Here is a 24058-nt window from a genome sequence, read left to right on the forward strand (position 1 = left end):
CATCACGACGATCCACACCGCTCCGGCAAGCCAGGAGTGCGTCGACTGCCACGAGACGGCCGACGTCCGCACCATCCACGGCGCGACCCAGGCCGCCTCGTGCGTGGTCTGCCACGACGGGCGCACGCTGCCCGCGACGACCCAGTGCACGAACTGCCACGCCTACTCGCCGGTCGACACGAAGCACTACCCGACCGCACCGCATCTGGCGGTCACCGCTTCGGGCTGCAGCAACTGTCACAGCCTCGACCTCAAGACAGAGCACTTCAAGTCCTCGGCAGGGCCGGTCTCATGCGTCCAGTGCCACGAGACCTACGTGGACGCCTTCACGGCACCTTGGGACAAGAGCTGTGAGAAGTGCCATCCGACGAAGCACGGACAGCAGCAGAACAAACACCGATCCACGCGCACCGACTGCGCCGGAAGCGGATGCCACGTCGTCACCGATGTGGCAGCAATACACAGCGCTCTGGCGGATGGCGGGTGCAGCGCGTGCCACAAGAGCGCGACCTCGCCTGCCACGACGACCGACTGCGGAGCTGCCGGATGTCATCCGACCGCCACTCCGGGACACCACGAGTCACACAATGCAGCGACCTACAACCCGACAGGGTGCAAGGGCTGTCACTTCATGTACCTGGATGATGAGCACATCAAGCTCGGGATGACCTGCGACACGTGCCACAAGTCCACGAACACGCTCGTGAAGAGCGCAATCGCGAACCGCGACCGAAAGTGCCTCACTTGCCATCCGACCTCGCCGCACAACCAGCGCCAGGCCTACGAATTCGCTCCCGGCAATGCGTCGATGCACAGGGTGAGCGCTGACCTGCCCGGCATGCGGTCGACCTTCTACGTGAATGGCGGGACGTACACCTGGTCGCTCCCGCCTGCGAGTAGTTTCCTCAAGACGGGCTACGCGATCAACTCGATGGTCACGTGCGACTCTTGCCACACATACAGCGGCGCAGACGGACCGCACGGCGCTGCGATGAAGGTGAACATCGACCCTGCTTATCCCACTGTTTGGACGAGTTCAAAGCTCACGCGCTCAGGCAATGGCATGAACCCGTCGACGATCATCTGTGCCAAGTGCCATACGAACCTGGGCAGCTCAAATGGCGTCCACAACGACGGCCATCACGCGGGCGACTACTGCAATTCCTGCCACGTGAGCATCCCGCACGGCTGGGGCCGCCCACGGCTTATCGGCTACACGACCGACCCGGCTCCCTACAAGGCCCGGTCCGGCGGACTGATTGCCATGAAGCTCAAGAACTACTCGTACTCGTCGGGTTGGAACGAGAGTGACTGCTACGCGGGTTGCGACGACCACGAGAAGACGGTCAGTCCCATCTGGCCGAATTCCGGCACCGGGACTCCTCCTCCCACGACGGGCACTGTGACCGGGCGCATCACGGATGCAGCCACCGGTGCGAACCTGTCCGGAGCAAGCGTGTCGCTCTCTAGCGGAGCCACGGGCACAAGCGGCAGCGATGGCATGTACACGCTCACGAACGTCATTGCGGGCACGTACACCATGACCGTCAGCAAGAGCGGCTACGCTACGAAGACGCAGAGCATCACGGTGAACGTCGGCCAGACGACTACCGCCAACGTTGCTCTGACTACGAGTGCTTCCGGTGGGAATCTTGCCCTCGGCAAGACGTTCACAGCTTCACGCTTCGAGAGCTCGACCTACGCCCCGAACAAGGCCGGAGATGGTGACTCGGCAACGTACTGGTGGTCCAGGCGCGACGGCAAGAAGGACGACACCGAATGGCTGCGGGTCGATCTTGGTTCTAGCCTGAGCGTCTCGAGCGCCGAGATCCAGTGGTTCGGCGACTACTTTGCCAAGGAGTTCCGCGTCCACACCTCGACGGACGGTTCCACTTGGGTGAAGGTCTACGAGACGAGTTCGGGCTCGAGCGGCACGAAGACCGTCACGTTCAGCTCGCGTATGGCGCGGTATGTGAGAGTTGAGTGCCGTCGGACCGGCAACGATCGCGACACCGGATATGGTATCGCGGAGCTGCGGGTCTTCAAGTAGGGCGATAGGTCAACGGTAGGAGGGCTTCCCTGCCTCTTGCACGAACGTGGGGTCGGCAGCAGTTGTCGGCCCCACGTGACGTTTGCAGGGTTCTCTCGCCGACTCCGTGGCATCTCGGGCTTCCGTTTCGGCTCGTCCGAAGCCGCTGTTCTTGTCTTAATGCTGCTTCAACGAGCGGCTGCCGCATGATAGACTGAATGCGGCGTCCTCCGCGTCCGCGAAGCGAGGAATTGAGGCGGACGGCGCTTTGTGCTGGACCCAGGAGGAGCCCGGTCTTGACCGATCCGGAGGTCGTCATCGACGACATCGAAGCAATCATCGGCGATGATGCGCAAGGCGGCCGCAAGCGGCGCTCCAAGCGAACGCTGCTTCTGTTGCTCCTGCTTCTGCTCTGCGGGATAACGTCGATTCTCGACGTCTGGGTCGCGCGCGAACCCAACCGGGCGCGCTTCGTTACCCGCAACCTCGAATGCCTCCAGTGCCATACGGAGCTCATCCCTGACTTCTCCAAGTCCGCGGTGCACAACCCGTTCATGCTCAAGCAGTGCACGGTTTGTCACACTCCGCACGGCAAGGAGGTCGAGCGTACGACGCTCGCGGGGGCGTCCCGCACGTGGAAGCGCGCCCGCACGCTCATCGAATGGTTGCCGCTGAAATGGATCATCAGCGCATACGACAGTGTCGCCGGAGTGACGGACACGGATTCGGGCGGCGAGGTCATCGGGAAGCAGACCGAGCAGCTCAAGGACTCCGAGTCCCATCTCGTCGCACCCGAGACCGAGCTGTGCTGGATCTGCCATGGTGATCTGGGTCCGAAGCTCTCGATGTCCTACCAGCACGCGCCGTTCTCGGGCGGCTTCTGCACGGACTGCCACGACCCGCATGCCTCGGACTTCCGGGCTTTGCTCAATCAAGATGAGCGCGACTTGTGCGTCACCTGTCACCCGATAGGCCCCGAGCTCGCTCGCAAGCAGGTGCACCCACCTGTCGAAGGCAGGTTCTGCACGAACTGCCACGATCCCCACGCTTCGGACTGGCGCGGGATTCTCGTGGCGCGGCAGAGAGAGCTGTGCTTCCGCTGCCACCCGACGGTCGCGCTGCTCAGCCTCAAGGCCGTGCAGCACAACCCGTTCCTCTACGACAACTGCACGGGATGCCACGAGCCGCATGGCTCGGACTACATTCCGTTGCTCATCGCGAACCAACCCGGTCTCTGCTACATGTGCCATCCGGGGATACGGAACGACTTCCTCAAGAAGAGCCATCATCCGGTCGACACACTCAAGCTCAACTGCGCCGACTGCCACAACCCGCACGCGGCTGACTACAAGGCGCTGCTCATCGCCGAGGACAACAAGCTGTGCTACGTCTGTCACGCCGTGGCGATCAAGGCGACCTATGAGAAATCCGCGCACGTGGATACACTGTGTATCGAGTGCCATACGCCCCACGGCTCGGAGTTCGCTCCCATACTCCAGGAGCCGCATCCGGAACTCTGTTTCAACTGTCATCCGTGGGCTCGCAACAAGAACAACCACCCGTACCGCCCCGACCTCTACTACGACACCTACGCACGCAAGCGAATGACATGCGTGTCAACGTGCCATGATCCGCACGGAACGCTGTATCCAAAGATGATCCAGCTCCCGTACGGCGTGAAAGGGTATGGCCACGACAATCTGTGTCTCGCATGTCACAAGGGAGTCGGGAAGACATTCTGATCTGCAGCGACCATCTTGCACGTGTACCCCACGAAGGGTGTGACCCCGCGTGACCCGCATCTCGTTCGATGGTTGGAAGGATCCGGCCAGACGTTCCCGCTACGTCATCTGGACAGGCGTCAGCGTGCTCGTGCTCGCGGCGGTTGTTGTTGTCGCGCTCGGGGTGACCTCGACCTACTGGTTCTGCGCCAACGGTTGCCACAAGGTGCAGGACGACACGATCACCGCATACAATCGCTCGTCCCACTCGGAGATATCGTGCATGTCCTGCCACATGCCCGCGAATTCGGGGCCGGTGACGTTCCTGCTCCACAAGGCCACGGCGCTCGGTGAGCTGTATCTCACGGTGACTGGCGGCTACGAGCTCCCGCTCAACGGGGAGTCGGCCGTGGCGCTCGAGATGCCCTCGGCGCAGTGTACGCAGTGCCACAAGGAAGATCGCGTCGCTACGCCCTCGGCCGGGATCATCATCGACCACGCCGTTCACGCCGAGAACGAGGTCACGTGCACCATCTGCCACAACCGCGTCGCGCATCGCGAGGACTTCGATCTCGAACTCACTGACCCCAAGACGGGCGAGCCCAGCCGCAAGCACGACGACTTCATGGAGATGACAGCCTGCTTCCGCTGCCACAGCCTCGAGAAGGACGCCCGGGCGCCGGGTGCGTGCTTGGCGTGTCACTCGGCCGACTTCGAACTCAAGCCGGCGAACCACTTCGAGCCTGGCTTCTACCAGCTTGGCGGCGAATCCGAAGGTCACACGAAGCTTGCGAACGCGGCCCTTGCCGCAACCGGCGAACCCACGGCCACGGCCGAACCAACGGCGGCACCCGTTGCGCACGAGGAAGGTGAGCTGCCCACTGTCTCGAGCATCTTCTACTGCGAGACCTGCCACGCCAAGGAGTTCTGTACGAATTGCCATGGGCTCCCCATGCCACACCCGACGGACTTCAAAGAGGGCCACGGCGGATTGGGCAAGAGCAAGCCCAAAGTCTGTGCGAACTGTCATGCGACCGGCGGAGAGAGCACGCAGGGTCTCGAGTTCTGCAATTCCTGCCACCACCCCGAGAAAGACCCGCTCAGGTCGTGGATCAGCCAGCACTTCGTAGTCGTGCGAGAGAAGGGCGCCCAGTCTTGCTTCGATTGCCACAATCCGACATACTGCGCCGAATGCCACGTCAGGTCCATCCAGTAGGAGGGTTCGCCGTGATAGCGTCCGGTATCCTCTTCCGTGTCATGAATACCGAAAGGCCCTGCCATGTCTACTGACCCGCGCGAACGCCAGGTGCGGCGCCTGTTCTTTGCTGCGAGCGTCCTGATCATCATCGTGCTCGTGACCGTTGCGGCCGGCGCCTGGTACCTGCTTGCCGCGCGGGCTCCACGGACCCAACTCGAATCCGACCTCGTAGCGGCGCGCGCGGCGGTGCAGTCCAAGCCGCAGGACCCCATCGCGCACGAGGACATGTCGTTCGTCTACGTCCGCATGGGACGGCAGAGCTCGGCCATCGATGAAATGAAGACGGCCGTGAAACTCGCACCCGACAACCCTCGCATAAGGACGAATCTCGCCTTGCTGTACGGTCGCTACGAAATGCACGAGGAGGCGATTGCTGCCGCCAAGGACGCGATCAAGCTCTACGATCGGGCAGCGCCGGCCTACTTCGTCCTGGGGAAGAGCTACGAAGCCCTCGGAAACCTCACCGAGGCGCGCAAGGCACTCGAGCGGGCAGTCGAACTTGAGTCCGCCGACGCAGATTCCCGTTTCGCTCTCGGCCAGGTGCTTCTCGACCTGGGCAAGACCAAGGAAGCCGCCGAGCAGTTCAAGATCGTCAAATCGCAGGTGGCGGAGTATCCGGGCATCGATGAAGCGCTCGCCAAAGCCGGCGTCGAAGCTGCGGACACCGCCAAGTGACCATGAAGGAGCACAGCGTGTCGGATTTCGACGGAATAGGGACCATCGAACAGGATCGTGCCGCCGACGAGGACAAGCGTCTCAACAGGCAGCGTCGCGCCCTCCTTGCTGTTGTCGTTCTGCTGCTTCTGATCCTCTGCGGCACGATGTCGGTGTTCTTCTACCTCGCCCGCCCCATCCAGTCCGTCGATCAGCCTCCTGCCGAGGAGGGGTGGACCTTCAAGACGTCCATAACGTCGTGGGGAGCAGGACCGTCCGACCAGCTGCTAAAGCCCCAGGGAGCTGCATACGGCCCGAACGACGAACTGGTAGTCAGCGACTACAACGTGCGTCCGCGTATCCTGGTCTTCAAGAAGGGAGATAACGTTCCGGACCTCGTGTTCGGGGAGTTCGGCAGCGAGCCCGGGCAAATCGGTGGTTCGTGGTCCCTGGCGGTTGATTCGCAGGGAAACATCTACTCTGCGGACAACCGCAACTCACGTGTGCAGGTGTGGAACGCGCTCGGGGAGCGCTTGAGGGAGATTCCGGCGCGTCACCCACAGACCGTCCGAGTAGTGGACGACGCCCTGTACGTGGGCGAACAGGGATCGGTGGCAGTCTTCTCACTGGAAGGCGACTTGATCGATCGCTTCGGTGAGTTCGGACGCAAGGAAGGCCAGTTCGATCGCATATCCGGTCTCGACGTCGACGCCGATGGAAGTATCTACGTGGCGGACGGCCCGCTGAACCGTGTGCAGAAGCTCGACAAGGCCGGCAAAGTAGTCTGGGTTGCAGGTACTGTGCCGACGAGTATGAACGAACGCGAGCGCCTGTTCGACTTCGCAGCCGATGTGCGGCTTGCGGGAGACGGGAACCTCTATGTTCTCGAGGGCCTTCGCAGCCGCGTGGCCGTCGTCGATCCCAAGACCGGCAAGGTGCTCAGGACCCTTGGCGAGCGTGGGCAGGAAGACGGGCAACTACTGCAGCCCAAGCAGCTGGCGCTGGACTCCACGGGTCTGACCCTCGCGGTCACGGACACGTTCAACGACCGCGTGCAGATCGTATACCTGGGTTCAGAGTCTCTTCTCGACCGCCTTGCCGGGCCGCGCCGCGTGGGCGAGTGGCAATCGTGGTTCAGCCCGCTCACAGTATGCGGTATCCCGCTGGCCCTGATTCTTCTCATAATCATCCTCGTATTTGTGTCAGATCGTGTTGCACGTGCCCGGAGAGACGGGTACAATTCTGATGGAAGCTAAAGGCGCGGGGAAAGCGCCTTCGGCAAGGACTCATTGCTCGGCGCGTGAGCGCCGATAATAGCCATGAGTACATCAACGCGGAGGAGGTGAACTGCATGAGGAAATTTCTGTTCTTGGCCCTCGTGTTCGTTTTCGTGATGGCGTTTGCCGGCGTGGCTGTTGCCAACCCGGACAGCTGGAACCCACCCGGCCCGACCTACCGTGACCCGGTGACCACTGGTGCGTCGCCCGATTCGCCGCACGGCAGCTATGCCACGACGAACGACGAGTGCGAGATTTGTCACAGCCCCCACCAGGCCGGTACCGCTGGTAGCACGTACAAGTTGCTGCGCGGCAACAACGCCGCGTCTGCGTGCGACTACTGTCATGCCAACGGTGGCAAGGCCGGAAGCCCGTACATCGTCTATGTCGTTGGCGGCGTGAACAAGATCAACGACCTGAACGGGCACGAGATCGACGCGTATACCGGTGAGGTGCCGGACGATCTCACCAACGGCGTCGACACGGTTATCGGGGCGACACTTGACTGCTTCGACTGCCACTCGGTCCACGGTGCGCGCACGCTCACCACCGCTCAGTTTGGCGGCAGCGTCAACGGTCTGACCGCACTTCAGCTGCCGACCGCCGCGATCCTCAAAAGGGCTCCGGGTGGGGGAGCTAATGCGACCAACATCAACGAGTGGTGCGATTCCTGCCACACGGCCAACCTGGTGACGGTCATCGACGGCATATCGCACTACATGGGTACCCGCGGTGCAGTCCTTTCCACTCGCGGCAACATCGAGCTGGCAACCGTCGACTCGGACGACTGTTCGGATTGCCATAATCCTGATGGCATTACGGGCGACGACTACGTCTGGCCCCACAACAGCCGTGGTGAGGGTCTGATGGAGTGGACGTCGGCTGGCGGCGGTCCGGGTGTGGGTACTCCTGTTACCCGCGCTACCATGGACGCCAACTGCCTTGCGTGTCACAGCGGCATCATCGGCAGCATCTACTAGGTCTTGCTCTGATATGTCGCATCTGTGGGGCCCCTCCTTGCGAGGGGCCCCACTCCTTGTGGCCTGTTGCGCACTCCGTTCGTGCCGAATCTCCGGCCGCTCGGGAGTGATAGAATCGCTCGACGCGTCAATCCGTTCGCCAATCCTCACGGGACGGTCGTGGTGGAGGACCGCCAACACGAAGAGCTCCCGGACGGGGAGCCCAACAGCATGAGTCTGTCATCGCCCCGGCGCCGCCGGTTGACGGTGGCTGCATACGCGCTTGTCGGCGTCCTGGCCCTTGTGCTCGTCGTCCTCGTTTCCGTCGGTATCGGCGGGGCAACCGGTGCCGGGTGCTCGTGGTGCCACCGCGAGCCCGCCCAGGTCACCGAGGAATCCTCCAGCGCGCATGCGGCCGTTGCCTGCGCGCGCTGCCACTCGTACGGCGCAACGGGCCGGGTCAGCCTGGGCGTGCACGGGATCAGCGCATCGGTGCCAGGTGTTGGCTCCTCGGCGGTTGGTCCGGTACGGCAGGGGGCCTGCCTGGACTGTCACAAGGACGTGCTCACACGTGTGTCCGAGGGAAATGGTCTGAGGATGGACCACCGGACGTGCGTTGGGCCGCACGAATCGTGCGCCGGCTGTCACGGAGGGTCGCTACACGAAGCACTCGGCGGTCCGCCGCGCGTCGTGACCATGGACGAGTGCCTGGTCTGCCACGTCTCGATCAACCGAACCGAAGGCTGCTCGCTGTGTCACGTCGGCCGCCGCGAGGACGCCGGGCTACCTACCCCGTGGAAGGTCACCCACGGCATGGAATGGGAGAAGACCCATGGTGCGGGGGATCTCAGCACGTGCCGCTATTGCCACTTCGAAAGCGATTCGTGCACGGGGTGTCACGTGGACATGCCACATCCCGATCGCTGGCCATCGCTCCACGGAAAGGGCGTGGACAAGGCCCGCGCCACGTGCACGCCGTGCCACCAGAACGCATTCTGCGACAGCTGCCATGGGATGGACATGCCGCACCCGGCTGACTGGCTCCCGACCCACCCCAAGCACACCGACGGATACGAAGATCCGTTGTGTACCCGCTGCCACTTACGGGAGGACTGCACGGCCTGCCACGTGGCGCACACGCATCCGGGCAACATTCGGGGCAAGGAGGGTGCGCGGTGAACCTCCAGGGCTTCGGGCTTAACGACCTTCTGAACACCGTCGTCAACGTGGTGCGAGATCCGACGGCCAACCTCACTGCCGCCGTGCTCCTGCTCGCTGCGCTGACCATCGTACTGCTGATTCTCGTGCTTCTTGCGCTCGCTGTGATCATGCGTCCGGCCAGGACCGAGCACGCTCCACTGATTCCTGCTGAGAGAAGCCCGGAGGACTTGCGAGGACTCCGTCACCGGCGCGATATCGTGGCCCTCGGCATCCTTGCTTCCGTGGCGGTCGGCCTCGGGATCGGGTACGTGCAGATCGTGCGCACGGGCGCGTGCTTGAGTTGCCACGCCTCGAGCGCGGACGTATCGACCTCGTGGAGCGAAGGCGCGCATGCAGGCGCGGAGTGTTGGGACTGCCATGGCGGGGGAACTATCGCCAACGGTCTAGTGGCGCGAATGGAGTATGTGCGCTGGGTACGCTCTCCAGTCGACCCGGCCAAGTCGACTCGCCGTGCGTCGGTGGTGGGCGCGGCGTGTTTGAGATGTCACGAGGATGTCCTTGGCGAGCTTGTCGAGACTACGGACCTCAAGATGAGCCACGCCGAGCCGTACGACGCCGGCTACGAGTGCACCGACTGCCACAATCAGGCCGGGCACGCCGTGCGCTTTCCTCGCAAGGGCTCGCGGATGGCCCTGTGCCTGGACTGCCACGACGGGAAGAAGGCGGACGCGACGTGCACCGTCTGTCACGTCACGGATGTCTCGCGAATCTCCGGAACGCCCCCGGAGCGTTTTCCGAAGGTCGAACTCGGCCCACCGACGGACTGTCGGGGGTGCCACTCCATCAAGACGTGCAACGACTGCCACGGTCTCGAGATGCCTCACCCGCGGCAGTTCGCTACGACGGGCGCCCACGCCAAGCAGGCGGGCTTCGAGAAGCAGCGCCTATGCACGAAGTGCCACGACATCAAGGGGTTCTGCAACAGGTGCCATCAGTTCGGCGAGGCGCACGGTGGAGCGTCCTGGCGCGCGGAGCATGGATCGCAGGCGAACGCGGTAGGGCGGGCATCGTGCATTGCGTGTCACCACAGATCGAAGGACTTCTGCGCGCTCTGCCACAAGTAGGTCGTGGCGCCCTGGCCGTTCAGCCTGCGTCAGGATGAGGCGCATCACGGTAAGGCTTCAGGCGTGCGTGGTACACTGACCTCCATTCAGCCGTGGACCCGCGGTTCTGCCTGCGCCGCATCCCATGGGACCCCACGTCGACAGAGAGTGCCTGGGTCTATGTCGCGCGTCGATCTTGTCCTGCTACACGCTCCTAGCGTCTATGATTTCCGCGAGACTTCGATCATGTTCGGACCCGTTTCGGACATGGTGCCGTCGACACCGATCTTCGAGATGTATCCGCTCGGCTTCACGACGATCGCCGAATACATGGAACGGCACGGTTTGCGCGTCCGCATCGTGAATCTCGCCGTGTTGATGCTCAACCGGCCCGATTATGACGTCGAAGCGGCTATTCGCGACATGAACCCGGTGGCGTTCGGGATCGACCTGCATTGGCTGCCGCACGCTCACGGGTCGATCGAGGTCGCCAAGATCGTCAAGAAGCTCCATCCGGACACCCCGGTGATCTTTGGCGGGCTTTCGGCATCGCATTTTCATGAGGAACTCGCGTCCTACGACTGCGTCGACTATGTCGTACGAGGTGACTCGACCGAGTACCCGATGGCCCGGCTCATGTTCGCGCTGAAGGGGAAGGGGCGCGTCGACGACATCCCCAACCTGACCTACACCACGCGCGACGGTTCAGTGGTCTCGACGCCGTTCAGCTGGGTGCCGGACGACATGAACGACATCTCGCTCGACTACTCTTTCAACATGAAGGCCGTCATCCGCTATCACGACATGATGGGCTTCGTTCCGTTTCGCGATTGGCTGCAGTACCCCGTCTGCGCGTCCCTGACCTGCCGCGGCTGCACGCACAACTGCGTGACCTGCGGCGGAAGCGCGTATGCGTTTCGCAACCACTTCGGTCGCGAGAAGGTGGCCTTCCGCGACCCGGAGTTGCTGGTGCGCGACATAGAGCACATCCAGCGCTACATCCCGGGTCCGATCTTCGTGCTCAACGACTTCCTTCAGGCGGGCCGGGACTACACGGCCGCGTTCATTCGCGGACTGTCCAAGATCAAGCTGCGTAACCCTATCGGGTTCGAGTTCTTCAAGCCCCCGCACGAGGAGTTCTACGAGTTCCTGAACGAGCACTTGCGCGACTACTCGGTCGAGATATCGGTCGAAAGCCACGACGACGCCGTGCGCGCTGCCTTTGGCAAGCATCACTACACGACTGCCCAGGTCGACGAGACCGTCGCCGCGGCGCTGCGCAACGGGTGCAGCCGGTTCGACCTGTACTTCATGACGGGCATCCCGACTCAGACCCCCGAGTCGGTTCTCGAGACGCCCGACTACATCGAGTCGCTCTATTCAAAGGTCGGCAACGATCCGCGGCTGCTGTGCTTCTCCTCGCCTATGGCTCCGTTTCTCGATCCGGGCTCGATGGTCTACGACAACCCCGAGAAGTACGGCTACCGGCTACTCGCCGACACTCTCGAGGAGCACCGTCAGCTGCTCGTGCAGCCGTCATGGCGCTACATCATGAACTACGAGAGTGAGACGCTCTCAAGGGCCGAGATGGTGGAGACGACCTACGAGGTCGGCATGCGCCTGAACCGCCTCAAAGGCAAGCTTGGCATCATAGAGCCGCAGGTTGCAGCCCGGACCGAGGAGCGAATATCGCAGGCGCGCGCCGCCATGGCCCGGATCGATGCCATCTTGGCCGAGGAATCGCCGGCACGAGACCGCAAGCTGGCTGCTCTGAAGACCGAGATAGACCGCCTCTCGGAATCCACGGTGTGCGAGAAGTCCGAGCTCAACTGGCCCGCGCACGTGAGCCCCTGGAATGTCTGGAACGTCGTTCTGTTGTGGCTGCATGAGGAACTCGCTAACCTGTTGAGACTGCGGCGGCCCGTGGCGGTCCTGCAGCCGACTGGCGAGACCTCGGAGGCCTGATGACCGAGTCCGGCGAGGAGCCGAAAACTCCGGCTCCCGGCGAAGCGACAACCGAGCGCGTGCATGGGATCTTCTCCGGCATCGCCGACAGCTACGACCTCTTCAACCGGCTCTCCAGCCTGGGCGTGGACCGGTCGTGGCGGAAGACGGCCGTCGAGGCCGCCCACCTCGGTCATGACTGCCGCGTGCTCGACATATGCGCGGGGACCGGGGACTTGACCTTCGAGCTCGCGGAGCGGGCGGAACCGGCAGAGGTAGTGTGCACGGACTTCGTTTCCGAGATGCTTGCGGTTGCCGAAGGGAAGGCCAAACGCTACACCGGCCCGACGAAGCTCACGTTCTCGGTTGTTGATGCCCAGGAGCTGCCATTTCCGGATGAGTCATTCGACGCCGTTACCGTCGCCTTTGGCGTGCGCAACCTTCCCGATCGCGCCGCGAACTTCCGTGAGGTCATGCGCGTACTCAAGCCCGGCGGGCGATACGTAGTCCTGGAGTTCTCCCGGCCGCCACTTTGGCCTTGGCGACTCCTGTACCATTTCTACCTCCGAACCGTCATCCCGACCCTGGGTGCGGTGCTCACCAGAGATCGCGGCTCCTTCCAGTACCTGAACGATTCGATTCTGCGTTTCCCGAACCAGGCGTCACTCGCGGCAGAGCTGCGAGCTGCTGGTTTCTCGGCCATCACATGGAAGAACCTCACCGGGGGCATCGTGGCCGTGCACACTGCTGTGAAGTAGGGCGCTCGCGGACCTCAATCGTGCAAGCTGCGGTAAGATAGGCTCTCCACCGTTTCCAGGAGGAACACGATGCTTCTGACCGCACGCTATGTGCTTCCAGTCGCGACACCGCACATCGAGCATGGAGCCGTTCTTGTTCGCGGTGACGAGATCGTAGAAGTCGGAGAAGCCGACGCCGTTCTTGCATCTCATCCAGAGGAGGAGGTCGTTGACTTCGGTCTCGCCGCGCTGATGCCGGGCTTCGTCGACCTTCACACCCACCTGGAGTTCTCCGCGATGCGCGGGCTCGTCGATGATCTTCCCTACTCGCAATGGAAGCTCCAGCTCATGAGTCTCGAACAGCGTCTGGACATGCAGGACTGGGATGACGGCGCGCTGCTCGGGGCACTCGAAACACTCCAGTCCGGCATCACGACCGTCGCTGACGTCAGCGACTCAGGGGCATCTGCGCGAGCGGTGACTGCCGCGGGCATCCGCTCCTTCGTCTACCGCGAGGTCTCGACAATGGAGAAGGCGCGCGTTCCACAGGTCATGCAGGAAGCCTCCGAGGACCTGGCCGCCTGGCGCGACCTCGACACCGAAGGGCTTCTGACGGTCGGTCTGGCGCCGCACTCTCCGTACAGCTGTCATCCGGAGCTGTTCTCGCGCGTGGCGGAGATGGCCACCGCCGAAGACATGCCGATCTCGACTCACCTGGCGGGCTCGAAGGACGAGTACGACTTCGTGAAGTACGGCAGCTCCAGGTTGGCGGTCGACTTCCGGGCTCTATACGGCGACGACCAGGCCGGATGGCTGCCAACGGGCGTCAGCCCGGTTCGCTACGTGCTCCAGTGGGACCTCTTGGATGCTCCCAACGTTCTTGCCGTGCACTGCACCCAGGTCGACGACGCCGACATAGAAGTCCTGGCCGATCGCGATGTCGCGATAGCGCACTGCCCCCGCTGCAACGCCAAGCTCGGCATGGGGATGGCGCCCCTTGGCAAGTTCCTGCGCAAGGGTATCCGCGTGGGCATCGGCACCGACTCGCCGGCTTCGATCAACACGATGGACATGTTCGACGAGATGCGCATCGGACTGCTGTTCCAGAGGGCTGTAGCAGGCCACGAGGAGTTCTTCGTCGCGCACCAATTCGTCAAGCTCGCCACTCTTGATGCCGCCCGCGCTCTGCGCATCGACGACCGGGTGGGATCCCTGGAACCCGGAAAGCAAGCCGACATCATCGCGGTCGACATGTCACACAGCCACCAGATACCTACCCAGCAACCGGACAGCACGCTCGTGCACACGGCGAATCAGGAGAACATCCTGTTCACGATGGTTGCGGGGAGGGTTCGCTACAACCGGGGCGTGTGGAGCACGCTCGATCCGGAGCGCCTGGGCGCGCGCGCTGACGAGCTCCGGATCAAGCTCCGCGGGTAGATGCGGGAGACGGGCAGGGTATCCAGTGTGCTTGACGGGGTGGTTGACGTGCTCATCCAGCCATCCGAGTCGTGTGAATCCTGTGGAATCTGCAGTGAAGGTGCGGGCGGACTCCGGCTCCTCGAAGGTGTCGATGACCCCCTCGGTGTTCAGGTCGGCGACTCCGTGCTCGTTGAGACGCCTGGGGCTGCTCGACGACGCGCGCAAGTCCGGCTATACCTCATCCCGGTTGCTGCCCTTGTGCCGGGTTACCTGGCCGGATTCTTGCTCTCGACGAGGATTGGCATCAACCCCGATGTCGGCGGCGCGCTGTGTGCCCTGCTCGCCGGAGCCGTTGCACTTGCGACCGTTCCAGACAAGGCGGCGGGCCCCCAGGATGGTCCCGTGGTCCGTGCTATAATCGCGCGAGGTTATTCGCCCGATCCCGCAGGCGATGCGGGTTCGCAGGACAGCATTCCGAACTAGGAGGACACCACACGTGAGCGATCAGGACTTCTTCTTCGACGAGGACGAGAAGCCGGCCGACGGGACCGTCGAGAAGCCTTCGGGCTCCACGAAGAACGCGTCTGGGGCAGCCCGCGCGAGTCGTCCGGCGGCAGCGGCTGCACCGGGCACCGCGCAGAGCGTGACGGTTACCGTGGCCGCTCTCATCGGAGTCATCTCGCTGCTCGTCGGCATCATCATCGGCATCCTCATTCCCGCAGGTGGATCGACCGTGAGCACGCCGACCGTCTCTCCGGGTGCGGCAACCGCACCGCAGCTGAGCCCCGAACAGCTTGACAGCGGCGCACTGCCCGAGGGACATCCATCTGTCGGTGACACGGGTGCTGCGCCAAGCGGTGAGGAAACGGCGCCAGTCGAAGACACCGGCAACTAGACACATAGTATCGCCGCGTACGGGCCCCGGCGGCATGACATCGGGGCCCGTACGCGCGCTATGACCTTTGGAGGCACGGAACCGTGGCCCTGAACAAGAAGCAGACCTCGCTAGTCACGAAGATCGGCATCGGCCTCGTGGCCACGCTTCTCGTGCTGTCGTTCGTGCCCTGGAACTCCGTGGGGTTCTCCGGTTCGGGCGGCACGTCCGGTGATTCGGGGACGGGCAAGCTCGATACCATCGCGGCGAAGCACTCCGCGGCCATAGCTGCCTACGATCAGGCTCTTGCGAGCGAGCCTACGAGCTACACGGTGCTCGTGAACCAGGGCAACAGGTACTTCGACTGGGCGCTCGATGTCCAAGGAGCCGTCGCAAGTCAGGCGTCGCTCACCGGTGCCGACCGGCCCATGTGGTTGTCGGCCACGAGCTACTACGAGCGGGCTGTCGCCGTGAAATCGGGCGACCCGTCCCTCACCACCGACCTTTCGATCGCCTACTACTACACCGGGCAGACCGACAAGGCGATTCTGACCGTCGAGCCGGTCTTGGAGGCGAATCCCGATTTCGCCCAGGCGTTCTTTAATGCCGGGGTGTTCTACAACACCGCCGGGCAGTCGGTGAAGGCCGTCGCTGCCCTCACCAGGTATCTCGAGCTCGATCCGCAGGGAGCGTCCGGCAACAGGGAATTCGCAGAGCAGACGCTCAAGGAAATCGCTTCTCCAAGCACTCCGGCGACCACGACGCCCTAGTTCTAGTTCTCGGTGCCGAGAACCGCTTTCGCATCGCTGACGGAGCCGGCCGTCGAGAAGATGCCGTTCAGGCGCGTAAGCGACAGGATGTTGTCCACGGTCTCGTTGGTGACGAGAACAAGGCGTCCGCCTTGCGCGCCGTACTCCTTGGACAGGCTTAGAAGCAGCCCGAGACCGGAGCTGTCGAGATACTCGAGCTGGGAGAGATCGACTATCGTGGACGGCGGGTGGGACTTCAGGATACGGTCGATGTTCATGCGAAAGGCAGCGCACTCGCCGTAGTCGAGGTCGCCGCTCAGTGTGAGCTGCCAATAGGACGTTTCTTGTGCAAGATCTATCGTCAGAGACATCGACGCCCCTTCGTGAGGTGTTCAGGAGAATGGTACCCAAATAGGTGTCCAGTGTAGCGCAGCGGGCTCCGGTCTCTTCACCGGTCTCTTCACGCGGCGCAGGCAGGTAGCTTGGTTCGAGCGGATATCCCACGGTACAATGCGTGAAGTGGGTCAAACAGACCGGAAGGCGAGACTCCCGATGGAACTCGATATCTCCGTGGAACTTGACGGCACCACATGCATCATGACACTCGAGGGCGAGGTGGACATCTATACCGCTCCGCGCCTCAAGGAGAGTCTGATCGAGAACCTGGAGTCCGGGTGCGCGAACGTGCTCGTTGACCTCGAAGGAGTCGGATTCATCGACAGTTCCGGCCTGGGAGTGCTTGTCGGGGGGCTGCGTCGTGCCAAGGAGAAGTCCGGCACGGTACGGCTCGTGTGTACCCGCGAAAACGTCCTGAAGATCTTCAGAATCACCGGCCTCGACAGGGTCTTTCCTATCTTCGCGAGCGTCGCTGAGGCTCGCGAGTTCTGAGTATCCTTGCAGGGGGGCATCCCCCGGCATAGACTGCTTTCCACGGCCTTCGGGCGCTACGGTCGACCGGCATCGGACCGATGGGAGTGTGCACGCCAGGTGTTCGGCATCAGTGGCCTTGAGTTGATGATCATCGTGGCGTTCGCGCTCGTCGTCTTCGGCCCGGACAAGCTGCCTGAGATGGGCCGAACGGTCGGCCGGTTCATGCGCGAGTTCAAGCGCACTCAGGAGAGCATGGAGGCGATGATCCGCGCCGAGGTGTATGGCGAGCGCCCGACAGAGGCCAAGAAGACTCCCGCCGCGAAGCCCGCTCCCAGCGCCATGGAGTTCGAGGACGAAGAGGAGGAAGAGGAGTAGCGCCTCGCGCCTCCGGACACGCATATGCCCATCGGACCCAAGCGCATGCCCTTCCTCGACCACCTCGAAGAGTTCCGCAAGCGGCTGGTCATTGTCGTGATCACCATCGCAGTGTCCTCCACGGCCCTGTACTACTGGTCATGGGACATGCTCGATATCATCCTCAAACCGATTCTGCCCTACATCGGCAAGCTCAACGTGTTCGGCCCTTTCGAATCGTTCACGTTTCGGTTCAAGGTCGCATTGTACGGAGCCCTCGTCCTTACGAGCCCGATACTCATCTGGCAGGTGCTGGCGTTCTTCCTGCCTGCGCTCAAACCCAAGGAGCGACGCTACTTCGTTCCGACTTTCATCGCGGGCGTTGTGCTGTTCATAGCTGGAAACGCATTTGCGTACTACGTGATCCTGGATCCGGCGTTCAAGTGGATGCTGGGGCAGGTGGCGGGTGGGTCCGTCGAGGTCTTGCCCGATGCATCGAAGTTCCTTTCGGGCGTCACCCTGCTCATGCTCGGTTTCGGGCTTGCTTTCGAGTTGCCCGTCGTCGTCTTCTACCTCCTCCTATTCGACTTCATCTCCTACAAGAAGCTTCGCGCAAGTTGGCGGGTCGTCTACGTTCTCCTCATGCTCGTGGCGGCCATAGCCACTCCCGACTGGTCGCCGGTGACGATGGGCGCGCTCTTCGCGGCACTCATCGCGCTGTACGAGGGTAGTCTCGGACTGGCACGCCTGGTGCTGGCGAAGCGAATTGCGCAGCAGAAGGCGATGGGTCTCTAGGACCCTGCCGAGGAGGCTCCATATGCACGAGATGGGTATCTGCAACGGAATCCTTGCGGCCGCGTTCGACGCTGCCAAGGAGCAGGGCGCGACACGCATCACCGAGATCCACATCAGCGTTGGAGAGCTCTCGGAGGTCGTGGACTACGCGCTCCAGTTCGCCTTTGAGTCTCTGAGTCCCGGGACCATGGCCGAGGACGCAACACTGTTCATCGAGTCCATATCGCCCAGGTCGCGCTGTTTGCAGTGCCAGACGGAGTTCGATCACGGGCGTTTTGACGCGATCTGTCCGGAGTGTGGCAACCCGTTCAACGAGGCCATCCAGGGCCGGGAGTTGCGCATCGACAGCATCGAGGTCGACCTTCCCGATGAGGAGTCCGAGACGGACGCCGGGTCCGAAACCCCTGCGAAGGAGCGGTAGCCGTGGAAATCGACATCTCGAAGCCGATTCTGGACCGCAACGAGAGGCTTGCTGCCGAGAACCGGACGCTCTTTGACGAGAAGGGCGTCTTCGTCCTGGATCTCATGGCAAGCCCCGGCGCCGGCAAGACCTCCACGATACTTGCCACCATCGCCGTGCTACGCGACCGGTACCGCATCGCGGTCATCGAAGGGGACATCGCCAGCAGGGTCGACGCGGAGAAGATCTCCGCCCACGGTATCCCGGCCGTGCAGATAAACACCGGCGGCGCGTGCCACCTCGAGTCCGACATGATCGGTCGCGCCATCGCCACCCTCGATCTCGATGAGCTCGACCTTATCATCATCGAGAACGTGGGCAACCTCGTCTGCCCGACCGATTTCTACCTCGGGGAACACGCCAAGGTGATGATCCTGTCCGTGCCGGAGGGCCACGACAAGCCCTACAAGTACCCGAACATCTTCGCCATATCCGAGGCGGTCATCCTCAACACGTACGACACGCTCAGCGTGTTCGATTTCGATGAGGACGAGTTCCGTACTGTCGTGCGGTCGCTGAACGCCGCGGCCCCCATCTTCCCGACGTCTGCAACGAAGGGCGACGGCATCGACGCCTGGGCGGAGTGGCTGGCCGGGCGGATCGAGGGTGTCCGGGCGGCCGAGGCCTAGCACGCGCGTGTCCTTGGCAGGGGAGAGAGTAGGCATGGAGGGGCGATGATGGACCGCAGCGAAGCATTCGCGCTAGTGAGCCAGGAGATTCCGAACCGCAATCTCGTGAACCATTGCGTGGCGGTCGAGGCGATCATGGAGGCGCTGGCGGTCCACTTCGAGCTCGCCGAGGAGGAGCAGCGGCGCTGGGCGCTCACCGGCTTGCTGCACGATCTCGACTACGCCGAGACTGCCGAGGATCCCGATCGCCACGGCTACGTGACGGCGGAGATGCTCGGCGACCGGGTGGACGACGGAATCGTCCACGCGATCCTTGGTCATGCCGAGAAAGCACCTCGCGAGTTGCCTATGGACCGCGCACTCTACGCTGCGGATCCCACGACGGGTTTCATCGTTGCGGCGGCCCTCGTGCGACCCGACAAGTCCCTTGCGAATGTCGAGGTGCGCTCTCTGAAGAAGCGCTGGAAGGAGAAGGCGTTTGCGCGCGGCGCCAGCCGCGATCAGATGGCGACATGCGAGTCGATCGGGCTTTCCCGCGATGACTTCCTTGAGCTTGCGCTTCGCGCCATGCAGGCCCGCGCGACGGAAATCGGGCTCTAGGGCTTCGGCCCCGCGGAAAGACGCCGGATAGGTTCGGGGTTGACCGCGCAGTATATACTTCCAAGAATGCTGCCGCCCGACCTTCGAACGGACACCCTGTATGCGACTCGTTGTTTCCGAAAAGAACATAGCCGCCCGCCGTATCGCCGAGATTCTGGCGGTGGGCAAGCCCACGGCCGAAAAGGTCTACAACACGCCGGTCTACAAGTTCAGGCGTGATGGTGAGGACTGGGTCTCCATCGGACTCAAGGGCCACATCCTTGGCGTGGACTTCCCCGAGCGGCTCGTGCACGAGAAGGGTGCCTGGTACGCCGAGTGGGAGGAGGGCGTCCGGACGCCGACGACGTTGCCGGAGAGACTGGCAGCGCCGCCCTGGCCGGCACCGGTCAGGAAGCCGTTCTCGGCCGACGGCGTGGACCTCAAGCAGTGGAGGTTGCAGTCCCTGCCCTATCTGGTCTGGACGCCTGTAGGGAAGCATCCGACCGAGAAAGAGATCGTCCGGTCGCTCAGAACACTGGCGAAGAAGGCCGACGAGGTCATCATCGCCACCGACTTCGACCGCGAGGGCGAACTCATCGGCGCGGACGCGCGCGGCCTTGTCCGCGAGGTCAACTTCGACGTGCCTGTCTCGCGGGCACGCTTCTCGGCGATCACCAATGACGAGATCGAGCGCGCCTTCGGCGACCTGGGGCAGGTGTCGGACGAGCTCGCCGCAGCCGGTGGAGCGCGTCAGGACATCGACCTCGTCTGGGGCGCCGTGCTGACACGCTATCTGACCAAGGTGCGCTTCTCCGGAGTCGCTCGTCCCCGCTCCGCGGGACGCGTGCAGACCCCGACCCTCAAACTCATCGTCGACCGGGAGTTCGAGCGCGAGGCGTTCGTGCCGGAGACATACTGGACCGTGAAGGCGGTCTTCGCCAAGGACGGCGAGGAGTTTTCGGCGACGCACGCGACTGAGCGCTTCAAGAGCGAGGACGTCGCGACGAAGGCGCTCGATGCCGCCAACAGCGTTCTCGGCGACGGGGCGAGTCCCGACGGCGGCAAGGGTAAGGGCAAGATCGCCGAGGTCACGACCTCTCGCCGCACGGTGAAGCCGCCGACGCCGTTCAACACCACCGCGCTGCTCACCACTGCCGCCGCAGAAGGAATCGCGCCGGCGCGCACGATGCGTATCGCCGAGTCCCTATACATGGACGGCCTCATCTCGTATCCGCGCGTGGACAACTCGGTCTACCCGCCGAGCCTTGATCTCATCGGCATACTAAAGACGCTCGACGCAGTCCCCACCTATCACGAGCACGTCGGGCGACTGCTGAAGCGCGGCAAGCTCACGCCCACGCGCGGCGCCAAGGAGGCGACCGACCACCCGCCGATCCACCCAACGGGCGCAGCCGATCCCGAGAAACTCAAGCCCGAGGAGTTCAAGCTCTACAACCTCGTGGCGCGGCGCTTCATGGCCACGCTGTCGGACCCGGCGATTCTCGAGTCCACGAAGGTTGGTATCGAGGTCGGAGGCGAGACCTTCAACGCGCGCGGTGACGTCGTCGTGACGCCGGGGTTCCGCGCCGTCTACCCGTACGGCCTCAAGAAGGAAGAATTCCTGCCGGCGATGGCGGAGGGCTCGGTCGTCGACTTCGGTGGCGCGAGCATGGAAGAGAAGCAGACGCAGCCGCCGGCCCGCTACTCACAGGGCAAGCTCATCCAGGAAATGGAGAAGCGCGGGCTCGGTACGAAGGCCACCCGGCACGACATCATCCAGACGCTGTATGACCGCCGCTACGCAAACGGCGATCCCATCGAGCCCACGTGCCTTGGTCGCACCGTGATCGAGGCGCTCAGTCAGTACGCCGAGCGCATCACGACACCCGGCATGACGGCAGAGCTCGATGCCGAGATGGATGCCATCGCCAACGGTCGCGATGAGCGAGCTCGGGTAGTGAACCACTCCCGCGAGCTTCTTGCCGGGGTGATGGAGGTGCTGTTGCCGCGCGCCGAGGACGTCGGCGAGATGCTCAAGGCCGCTGCTACCGAGGACGCGAAAGTCGGCACCTGTCCCAAGTCCGGGCACGACCTGCTCATCAAGAGCTCGGCCAAGACAAGAAGCCAGTTCGTCGGTTGCGCGGGATGGCCCGAATGTGACGTCACCTACCCGCTGCCCGAAGGTGGTATCGAGCCCGTCGAGGAAGCGTGTCCCGAGTGCGGCACGCCCCAGGTCAAGATCGCCCAGTTCAAGCGCAAGCCTCTCGTGCGCTGTCTCGACCCCCAGTGCGCGACGAACAAGGTCCCTGAGACCGCGCTCGGCGCGTGTCCGGTCTGTGCCAAGGACGGTCGCGAGGGTCTTATCACACGACGCGTCTCCCCGCGCACCCTCAAGCAGTACGCCCGATGCACCAACTACGATACCTGCGGGAGGTCCTACCCGCTGCCCCAGAGTGGCGACATCGAGCCGACCGGCGAGATCTGCGAAGCCTGCGGGTCGCCGGTCATCGTTGCGATAACGCGCAAGGGCCCGTGGCGCGTGTGCCTCGACCCGGAGTGCCCGACGAAGGACAAGGCCGCCAAGGACGCCTCCAAGGCCGCCAAGGGCGCGAAGGGCGCCGCGAAGGGCGGCAAGGCCAAGAAGCGCTCCTCGTCCTCGGCAGGCAAGAAATCGTCCTGAACGGGTGAAGCCCGGCCGCACGCGGGCATGAAGTAGGTGTGGACCGCCCCAGACGTTCGGACGGGGAGCAGTCATGCGGATCGGAGTCGTCCAGCACACGCTTCGCGCATCTGCCGAGGAAGACGCACGCGCGCTCGGTCTTGCAGCACAGGCTGCGGTCGATGCGGGGGCGGAGCTATTGGTCTTCCCCGAGGTCTTCTCGCTTCACGATCATCCCGCTCGCGATGTCCTCTCCGCCGAACTCGAGCAGTTCTCGGACAGCCTGAGCTATCTTCTTCCACACGTGGGACCCGATTCGCGTTCGTTGAGGTTCGCGGCTGCAGAGCTTCCGGGCATCTCTGGCCGCCTTGGACGCGTGGCGCTGCTGTATGGCGATGCGTGCATGGACGCAGCCGAGCTTGAGGCGGCCGCCGCGGAGCGGCCGGCGGTGCTCGTCATGGCGCCGCGGAGCGAGTCCGACCTCCAGGCGGAAGCGGTGCTCGAACTTGCGCTGAAGCTGTCTGACTCGGCTGCAGGACTGGTGCTGGTCGCCGAGCCCGACGGGGCGGAACCCGGCGAGCCGGGGCATGGCGGGAGCGTGGTCATTCTCCTTGGCCAGGTGCTGGCCGAGGCCGTTGGCGGAGACGACCTGCTCGTGTTCGACGTGCCCGAGCCGGTGCCCCAGCCGACTCCCAGGGAGCGGCTTCCGGCCGTGCCTCCCATGCTCGCCCAGCGCGTCGCCCACCATGCCGGCCGCAAGCTCGCCGTGGACTATCCGGCGGAGCTTTCGTAGCCTTGCAGCATGGTAGAATCACCTAATCAGTGTTGGCGGCCCGAAGAGGGCCGTCCGCGCGTCAGGGGGACAGTCCGTTTCGCGAAAGGTCGTCGATGACGTATCCGAAGGTCACCGTGGTCGGAGCCGGTCAGGTGGGTGCCACAGCGGCGTTCCTGATGGCGACGAAGCAGGTAGCCGATGTCGTTATGGTCGATGTCGCCGAGGGACTGCCGCAGGGCAAGGCGCTCGACATGATGCACGCGAGGTCGGTTGAACAGTTCGGCCCGCGTGTGAGCGGGACGAACGACTACGCGGACACCGCACGCTCGGACGTGGTCGTGATCACGGCGGGCCTGCCGCGCAAGCCCGGCATGACCCGCGACGACCTGCTCGCCGCCAACTCCGCTATCGTGCGCTCGGTCGTCGGCTCCGCGCTCGAAGCGTCCCCGGACGCGGTGCTCGTGTGCGTCACGAATCCGCTCGACATCATGTGCTACCTTGCCTGGAAGCTCTCGGGCCTGCCGGCGACCCGCGTCTTGGGTATGGGCGGCGTGCTCGACTCGGCGCGCTTCGCCTACGCGATCGCCGAGGCGACCGGCGCGCCCATCGCGTCCGTGCGGGCGCTCGCGTGCGGTGCGCACGGGGACGCCATGGTGCCGCTTCCCGGGCAGTCCACGGTCGACGGGCGCCCGCTTGCAGAGATACTCTCTGCCGTCGACATCGCCGCTCTCGTCGAGCGCACGATCTTCGGCGGGGCGGAAGTCGTGGCGCTGCTGAAGACCGGGAGCGCCTTCTACGCGCCCGCCGCGTCAGTCGTGAGCATGGTCGAGGCGATTCTCGGCGACACCGGCGAAACGCTGCCGAGCTGCGTTCACCTCTCCGGACAGTACGGCATCGATGACGTGTACATGTCCGTGCCCGCGACGCTCGGACGAGAGGGTCTGCGCGCGGTGCCCGAGCTTGCGCTCTCCGCCGAGGAGACCGAGGCGCTGCGCGCTTCGGCGGCCACCATCGCCGAAGCTCTCGACGCGATGGGACTGCGGGGCTGA

The 24058-nt window shown here is 63.7% G+C and carries 24 protein-coding genes; 23 read left to right on the forward strand and 1 reads right to left on the reverse strand.

Translation table 11 applies throughout. The features are described from left to right. From Q8K99_08595 to Q8K99_08660, 14 genes are all read left to right on the forward strand, one after another. Window positions 1-2050 (forward strand): discoidin domain-containing protein (locus Q8K99_08595; GenBank protein MDP2182611.1); only part of this gene is annotated, 2050 nt, incomplete at its 5' end. A 275-nt stretch (window positions 2051-2325) separates the two neighbouring features. Continuing rightward, window positions 2326-3771: a cytochrome c3 family protein gene (locus Q8K99_08600; protein MDP2182612.1), complete on the forward strand. Its 1446-nt coding sequence runs from the start codon at window positions 2326-2328 to the stop codon at window positions 3769-3771. 49 nt (window positions 3772-3820) lie between these two features. Continuing rightward, window positions 3821-4966, forward strand: a complete 1146-nt coding sequence (locus tag Q8K99_08605) for a NapC/NirT family cytochrome c (GenBank protein ID MDP2182613.1) — start codon at window positions 3821-3823, stop codon at window positions 4964-4966. 63 nt (window positions 4967-5029) lie between these two features. Then, window positions 5030-5683 carry a tetratricopeptide repeat protein gene (locus tag Q8K99_08610; GenBank protein MDP2182614.1) on the forward strand — a complete coding sequence of 218 codons (654 nt, stop codon included), beginning with the start codon at window positions 5030-5032 and terminating at the stop codon, window positions 5681-5683. Window positions 5684-5700: 17 nt separating this feature from the next. After that, window positions 5701-6918 (forward strand): hypothetical protein, encoded by a 1218-nt coding sequence (locus Q8K99_08615; protein ID MDP2182615.1) that lies wholly within the window; start codon window positions 5701-5703, stop codon window positions 6916-6918. 95 nt (window positions 6919-7013) lie between these two features. Continuing rightward, a complete protein-coding gene (locus Q8K99_08620) occupies window positions 7014-7919 on the forward strand; it encodes a hypothetical protein (protein MDP2182616.1) in 906 nt (301 codons plus the stop codon). A 210-nt stretch (window positions 7920-8129) separates the two neighbouring features. After that, window positions 8130-9077: a hypothetical protein gene (locus tag Q8K99_08625; GenBank protein ID MDP2182617.1), complete on the forward strand. Its 948-nt coding sequence runs from the start codon at window positions 8130-8132 to the stop codon at window positions 9075-9077. Continuing rightward, window positions 9074-10183 carry a cytochrome c3 family protein gene (locus Q8K99_08630; GenBank protein ID MDP2182618.1) on the forward strand — a complete coding sequence of 370 codons (1110 nt, stop codon included), beginning with the start codon at window positions 9074-9076 and terminating at the stop codon, window positions 10181-10183. The genes Q8K99_08625 and Q8K99_08630 overlap by 4 nt, the downstream gene beginning before the upstream one ends. A 159-nt stretch (window positions 10184-10342) precedes the next feature. Beyond that, window positions 10343-12127 carry a TIGR04190 family B12-binding domain/radical SAM domain protein gene (locus Q8K99_08635; protein MDP2182619.1) on the forward strand — a complete coding sequence of 595 codons (1785 nt, stop codon included), beginning with the start codon at window positions 10343-10345 and terminating at the stop codon, window positions 12125-12127. Next, complete coding sequence (gene ubiE / locus Q8K99_08640; protein ID MDP2182620.1) at window positions 12127-12864, forward strand: bifunctional demethylmenaquinone methyltransferase/2-methoxy-6-polyprenyl-1,4-benzoquinol methylase UbiE; 738 nt, start codon at window positions 12127-12129, stop codon at window positions 12862-12864. Before Q8K99_08635 ends, ubiE begins: the two co-directional genes overlap by 1 nt. A gap of 69 nt (window positions 12865-12933) precedes the next feature. Next, the gene (locus Q8K99_08645) at window positions 12934-14283 is read left to right on the forward strand and encodes an amidohydrolase family protein (GenBank protein ID MDP2182621.1); all 1350 of its coding nucleotides are present in this window, start codon (window positions 12934-12936) and stop codon (window positions 14281-14283) included. A 27-nt stretch (window positions 14284-14310) separates the two neighbouring features. Further along, window positions 14311-14748, forward strand: a complete 438-nt coding sequence (locus Q8K99_08650) for a SoxR reducing system RseC family protein (GenBank protein ID MDP2182622.1) — start codon at window positions 14311-14313, stop codon at window positions 14746-14748. A 13-nt stretch (window positions 14749-14761) separates the two neighbouring features. Further along, on the forward strand, window positions 14762-15160 hold the full coding sequence (locus Q8K99_08655) for a hypothetical protein (GenBank protein MDP2182623.1): 399 nt from the start codon (window positions 14762-14764) through the stop codon (window positions 15158-15160). 83 nt (window positions 15161-15243) lie between these two features. Beyond that, complete coding sequence (locus Q8K99_08660; protein ID MDP2182624.1) at window positions 15244-15909, forward strand: hypothetical protein; 666 nt, start codon at window positions 15244-15246, stop codon at window positions 15907-15909. Between the two features lie 2 nt (window positions 15910-15911). On the opposite strand, the gene Q8K99_08665 is transcribed toward Q8K99_08660, so the two are convergent. Next, window positions 15912-16259: an STAS domain-containing protein gene (locus Q8K99_08665; protein MDP2182625.1), complete on the reverse strand. Its 348-nt coding sequence runs from the start codon at window positions 16257-16259 to the stop codon at window positions 15912-15914. A gap of 181 nt (window positions 16260-16440) precedes the next feature. On the opposite strand from Q8K99_08665, the gene Q8K99_08670 reads away from it, so the two are divergent. From Q8K99_08670 to mdh, 9 genes are all read left to right on the forward strand, one after another. Next, a complete protein-coding gene (locus tag Q8K99_08670; GenBank protein ID MDP2182626.1) occupies window positions 16441-16776 on the forward strand; it encodes an STAS domain-containing protein in 336 nt (111 codons plus the stop codon). 99 nt (window positions 16777-16875) lie between these two features. Next, on the forward strand, window positions 16876-17133 hold the full coding sequence (locus Q8K99_08675) for a twin-arginine translocase TatA/TatE family subunit (GenBank protein MDP2182627.1): 258 nt from the start codon (window positions 16876-16878) through the stop codon (window positions 17131-17133). 24 nt (window positions 17134-17157) lie between these two features. Further along, complete coding sequence (tatC, locus tag Q8K99_08680) at window positions 17158-17907, forward strand: twin-arginine translocase subunit TatC (GenBank protein MDP2182628.1); 750 nt, start codon at window positions 17158-17160, stop codon at window positions 17905-17907. 22 nt (window positions 17908-17929) lie between these two features. Then, the gene (gene hypA, locus Q8K99_08685; protein ID MDP2182629.1) at window positions 17930-18328 is read left to right on the forward strand and encodes a hydrogenase maturation nickel metallochaperone HypA; all 399 of its coding nucleotides are present in this window, start codon (window positions 17930-17932) and stop codon (window positions 18326-18328) included. A 2-nt stretch (window positions 18329-18330) separates the two neighbouring features. Next, window positions 18331-18996 (forward strand): hydrogenase nickel incorporation protein HypB, encoded by a 666-nt coding sequence (gene hypB, locus Q8K99_08690; GenBank protein ID MDP2182630.1) that lies wholly within the window; start codon window positions 18331-18333, stop codon window positions 18994-18996. A gap of 45 nt (window positions 18997-19041) precedes the next feature. After that, entirely contained in the window at window positions 19042-19596 is a 555-nt protein-coding gene (locus Q8K99_08695) for an HDIG domain-containing protein (GenBank protein ID MDP2182631.1), read from the forward strand. A gap of 100 nt (window positions 19597-19696) precedes the next feature. Beyond that, window positions 19697-22255, forward strand: a complete 2559-nt coding sequence (locus Q8K99_08700) for a DNA topoisomerase I (protein ID MDP2182632.1) — start codon at window positions 19697-19699, stop codon at window positions 22253-22255. Between the two features lie 73 nt (window positions 22256-22328). Then, window positions 22329-23027 (forward strand): hypothetical protein, encoded by a 699-nt coding sequence (locus Q8K99_08705; GenBank protein ID MDP2182633.1) that lies wholly within the window; start codon window positions 22329-22331, stop codon window positions 23025-23027. 95 nt (window positions 23028-23122) lie between these two features. Continuing rightward, the gene (mdh, locus tag Q8K99_08710) at window positions 23123-24058 is read left to right on the forward strand and encodes a malate dehydrogenase (protein MDP2182634.1); all 936 of its coding nucleotides are present in this window, start codon (window positions 23123-23125) and stop codon (window positions 24056-24058) included.

The sequence above is a fragment of the Actinomycetota bacterium genome (assembly GCA_030682655.1).
In the GTDB taxonomy this organism is placed as follows: domain Bacteria; phylum Actinomycetota; class Coriobacteriia; order Anaerosomatales; family JAUXNU01; genus JAUXNU01.

Coding starts and splice junctions, on each gene's coding strand:
- Q8K99_08610 (MDP2182614.1), top strand. CDS start 5,030: ATGTCTACTGACCCGCGCGAACGCCAGGTGCGGCGCCTGTTCTTTGCT.
- Q8K99_08620 (MDP2182616.1), top strand. CDS start 7,014: ATGAGGAAATTTCTGTTCTTGGCCCTCGTGTTCGTTTTCGTGATGGCG.
- Q8K99_08625 (MDP2182617.1), top strand. CDS start 8,130: ATGAGTCTGTCATCGCCCCGGCGCCGCCGGTTGACGGTGGCTGCATAC.
- Q8K99_08635 (MDP2182619.1), top strand. CDS start 10,343: ATGTCGCGCGTCGATCTTGTCCTGCTACACGCTCCTAGCGTCTATGAT.
- ubiE (MDP2182620.1), top strand. CDS start 12,127: ATGACCGAGTCCGGCGAGGAGCCGAAAACTCCGGCTCCCGGCGAAGCG.
- Q8K99_08645 (MDP2182621.1), top strand. CDS start 12,934: ATGCTTCTGACCGCACGCTATGTGCTTCCAGTCGCGACACCGCACATC.
- Q8K99_08665 (MDP2182625.1), bottom strand. CDS start 16,259: ATGTCTCTGACGATAGATCTTGCACAAGAAACGTCCTATTGGCAGCTC.
- Q8K99_08670 (MDP2182626.1), top strand. CDS start 16,441: ATGGAACTCGATATCTCCGTGGAACTTGACGGCACCACATGCATCATG.
- tatC (MDP2182628.1), top strand. CDS start 17,158: ATGCCCATCGGACCCAAGCGCATGCCCTTCCTCGACCACCTCGAAGAG.
- hypA (MDP2182629.1), top strand. CDS start 17,930: ATGCACGAGATGGGTATCTGCAACGGAATCCTTGCGGCCGCGTTCGAC.
- Q8K99_08695 (MDP2182631.1), top strand. CDS start 19,042: ATGATGGACCGCAGCGAAGCATTCGCGCTAGTGAGCCAGGAGATTCCG.
- Q8K99_08700 (MDP2182632.1), top strand. CDS start 19,697: ATGCGACTCGTTGTTTCCGAAAAGAACATAGCCGCCCGCCGTATCGCC.
- Q8K99_08705 (MDP2182633.1), top strand. CDS start 22,329: ATGCGGATCGGAGTCGTCCAGCACACGCTTCGCGCATCTGCCGAGGAA.
- mdh (MDP2182634.1), top strand. CDS start 23,123: ATGACGTATCCGAAGGTCACCGTGGTCGGAGCCGGTCAGGTGGGTGCC.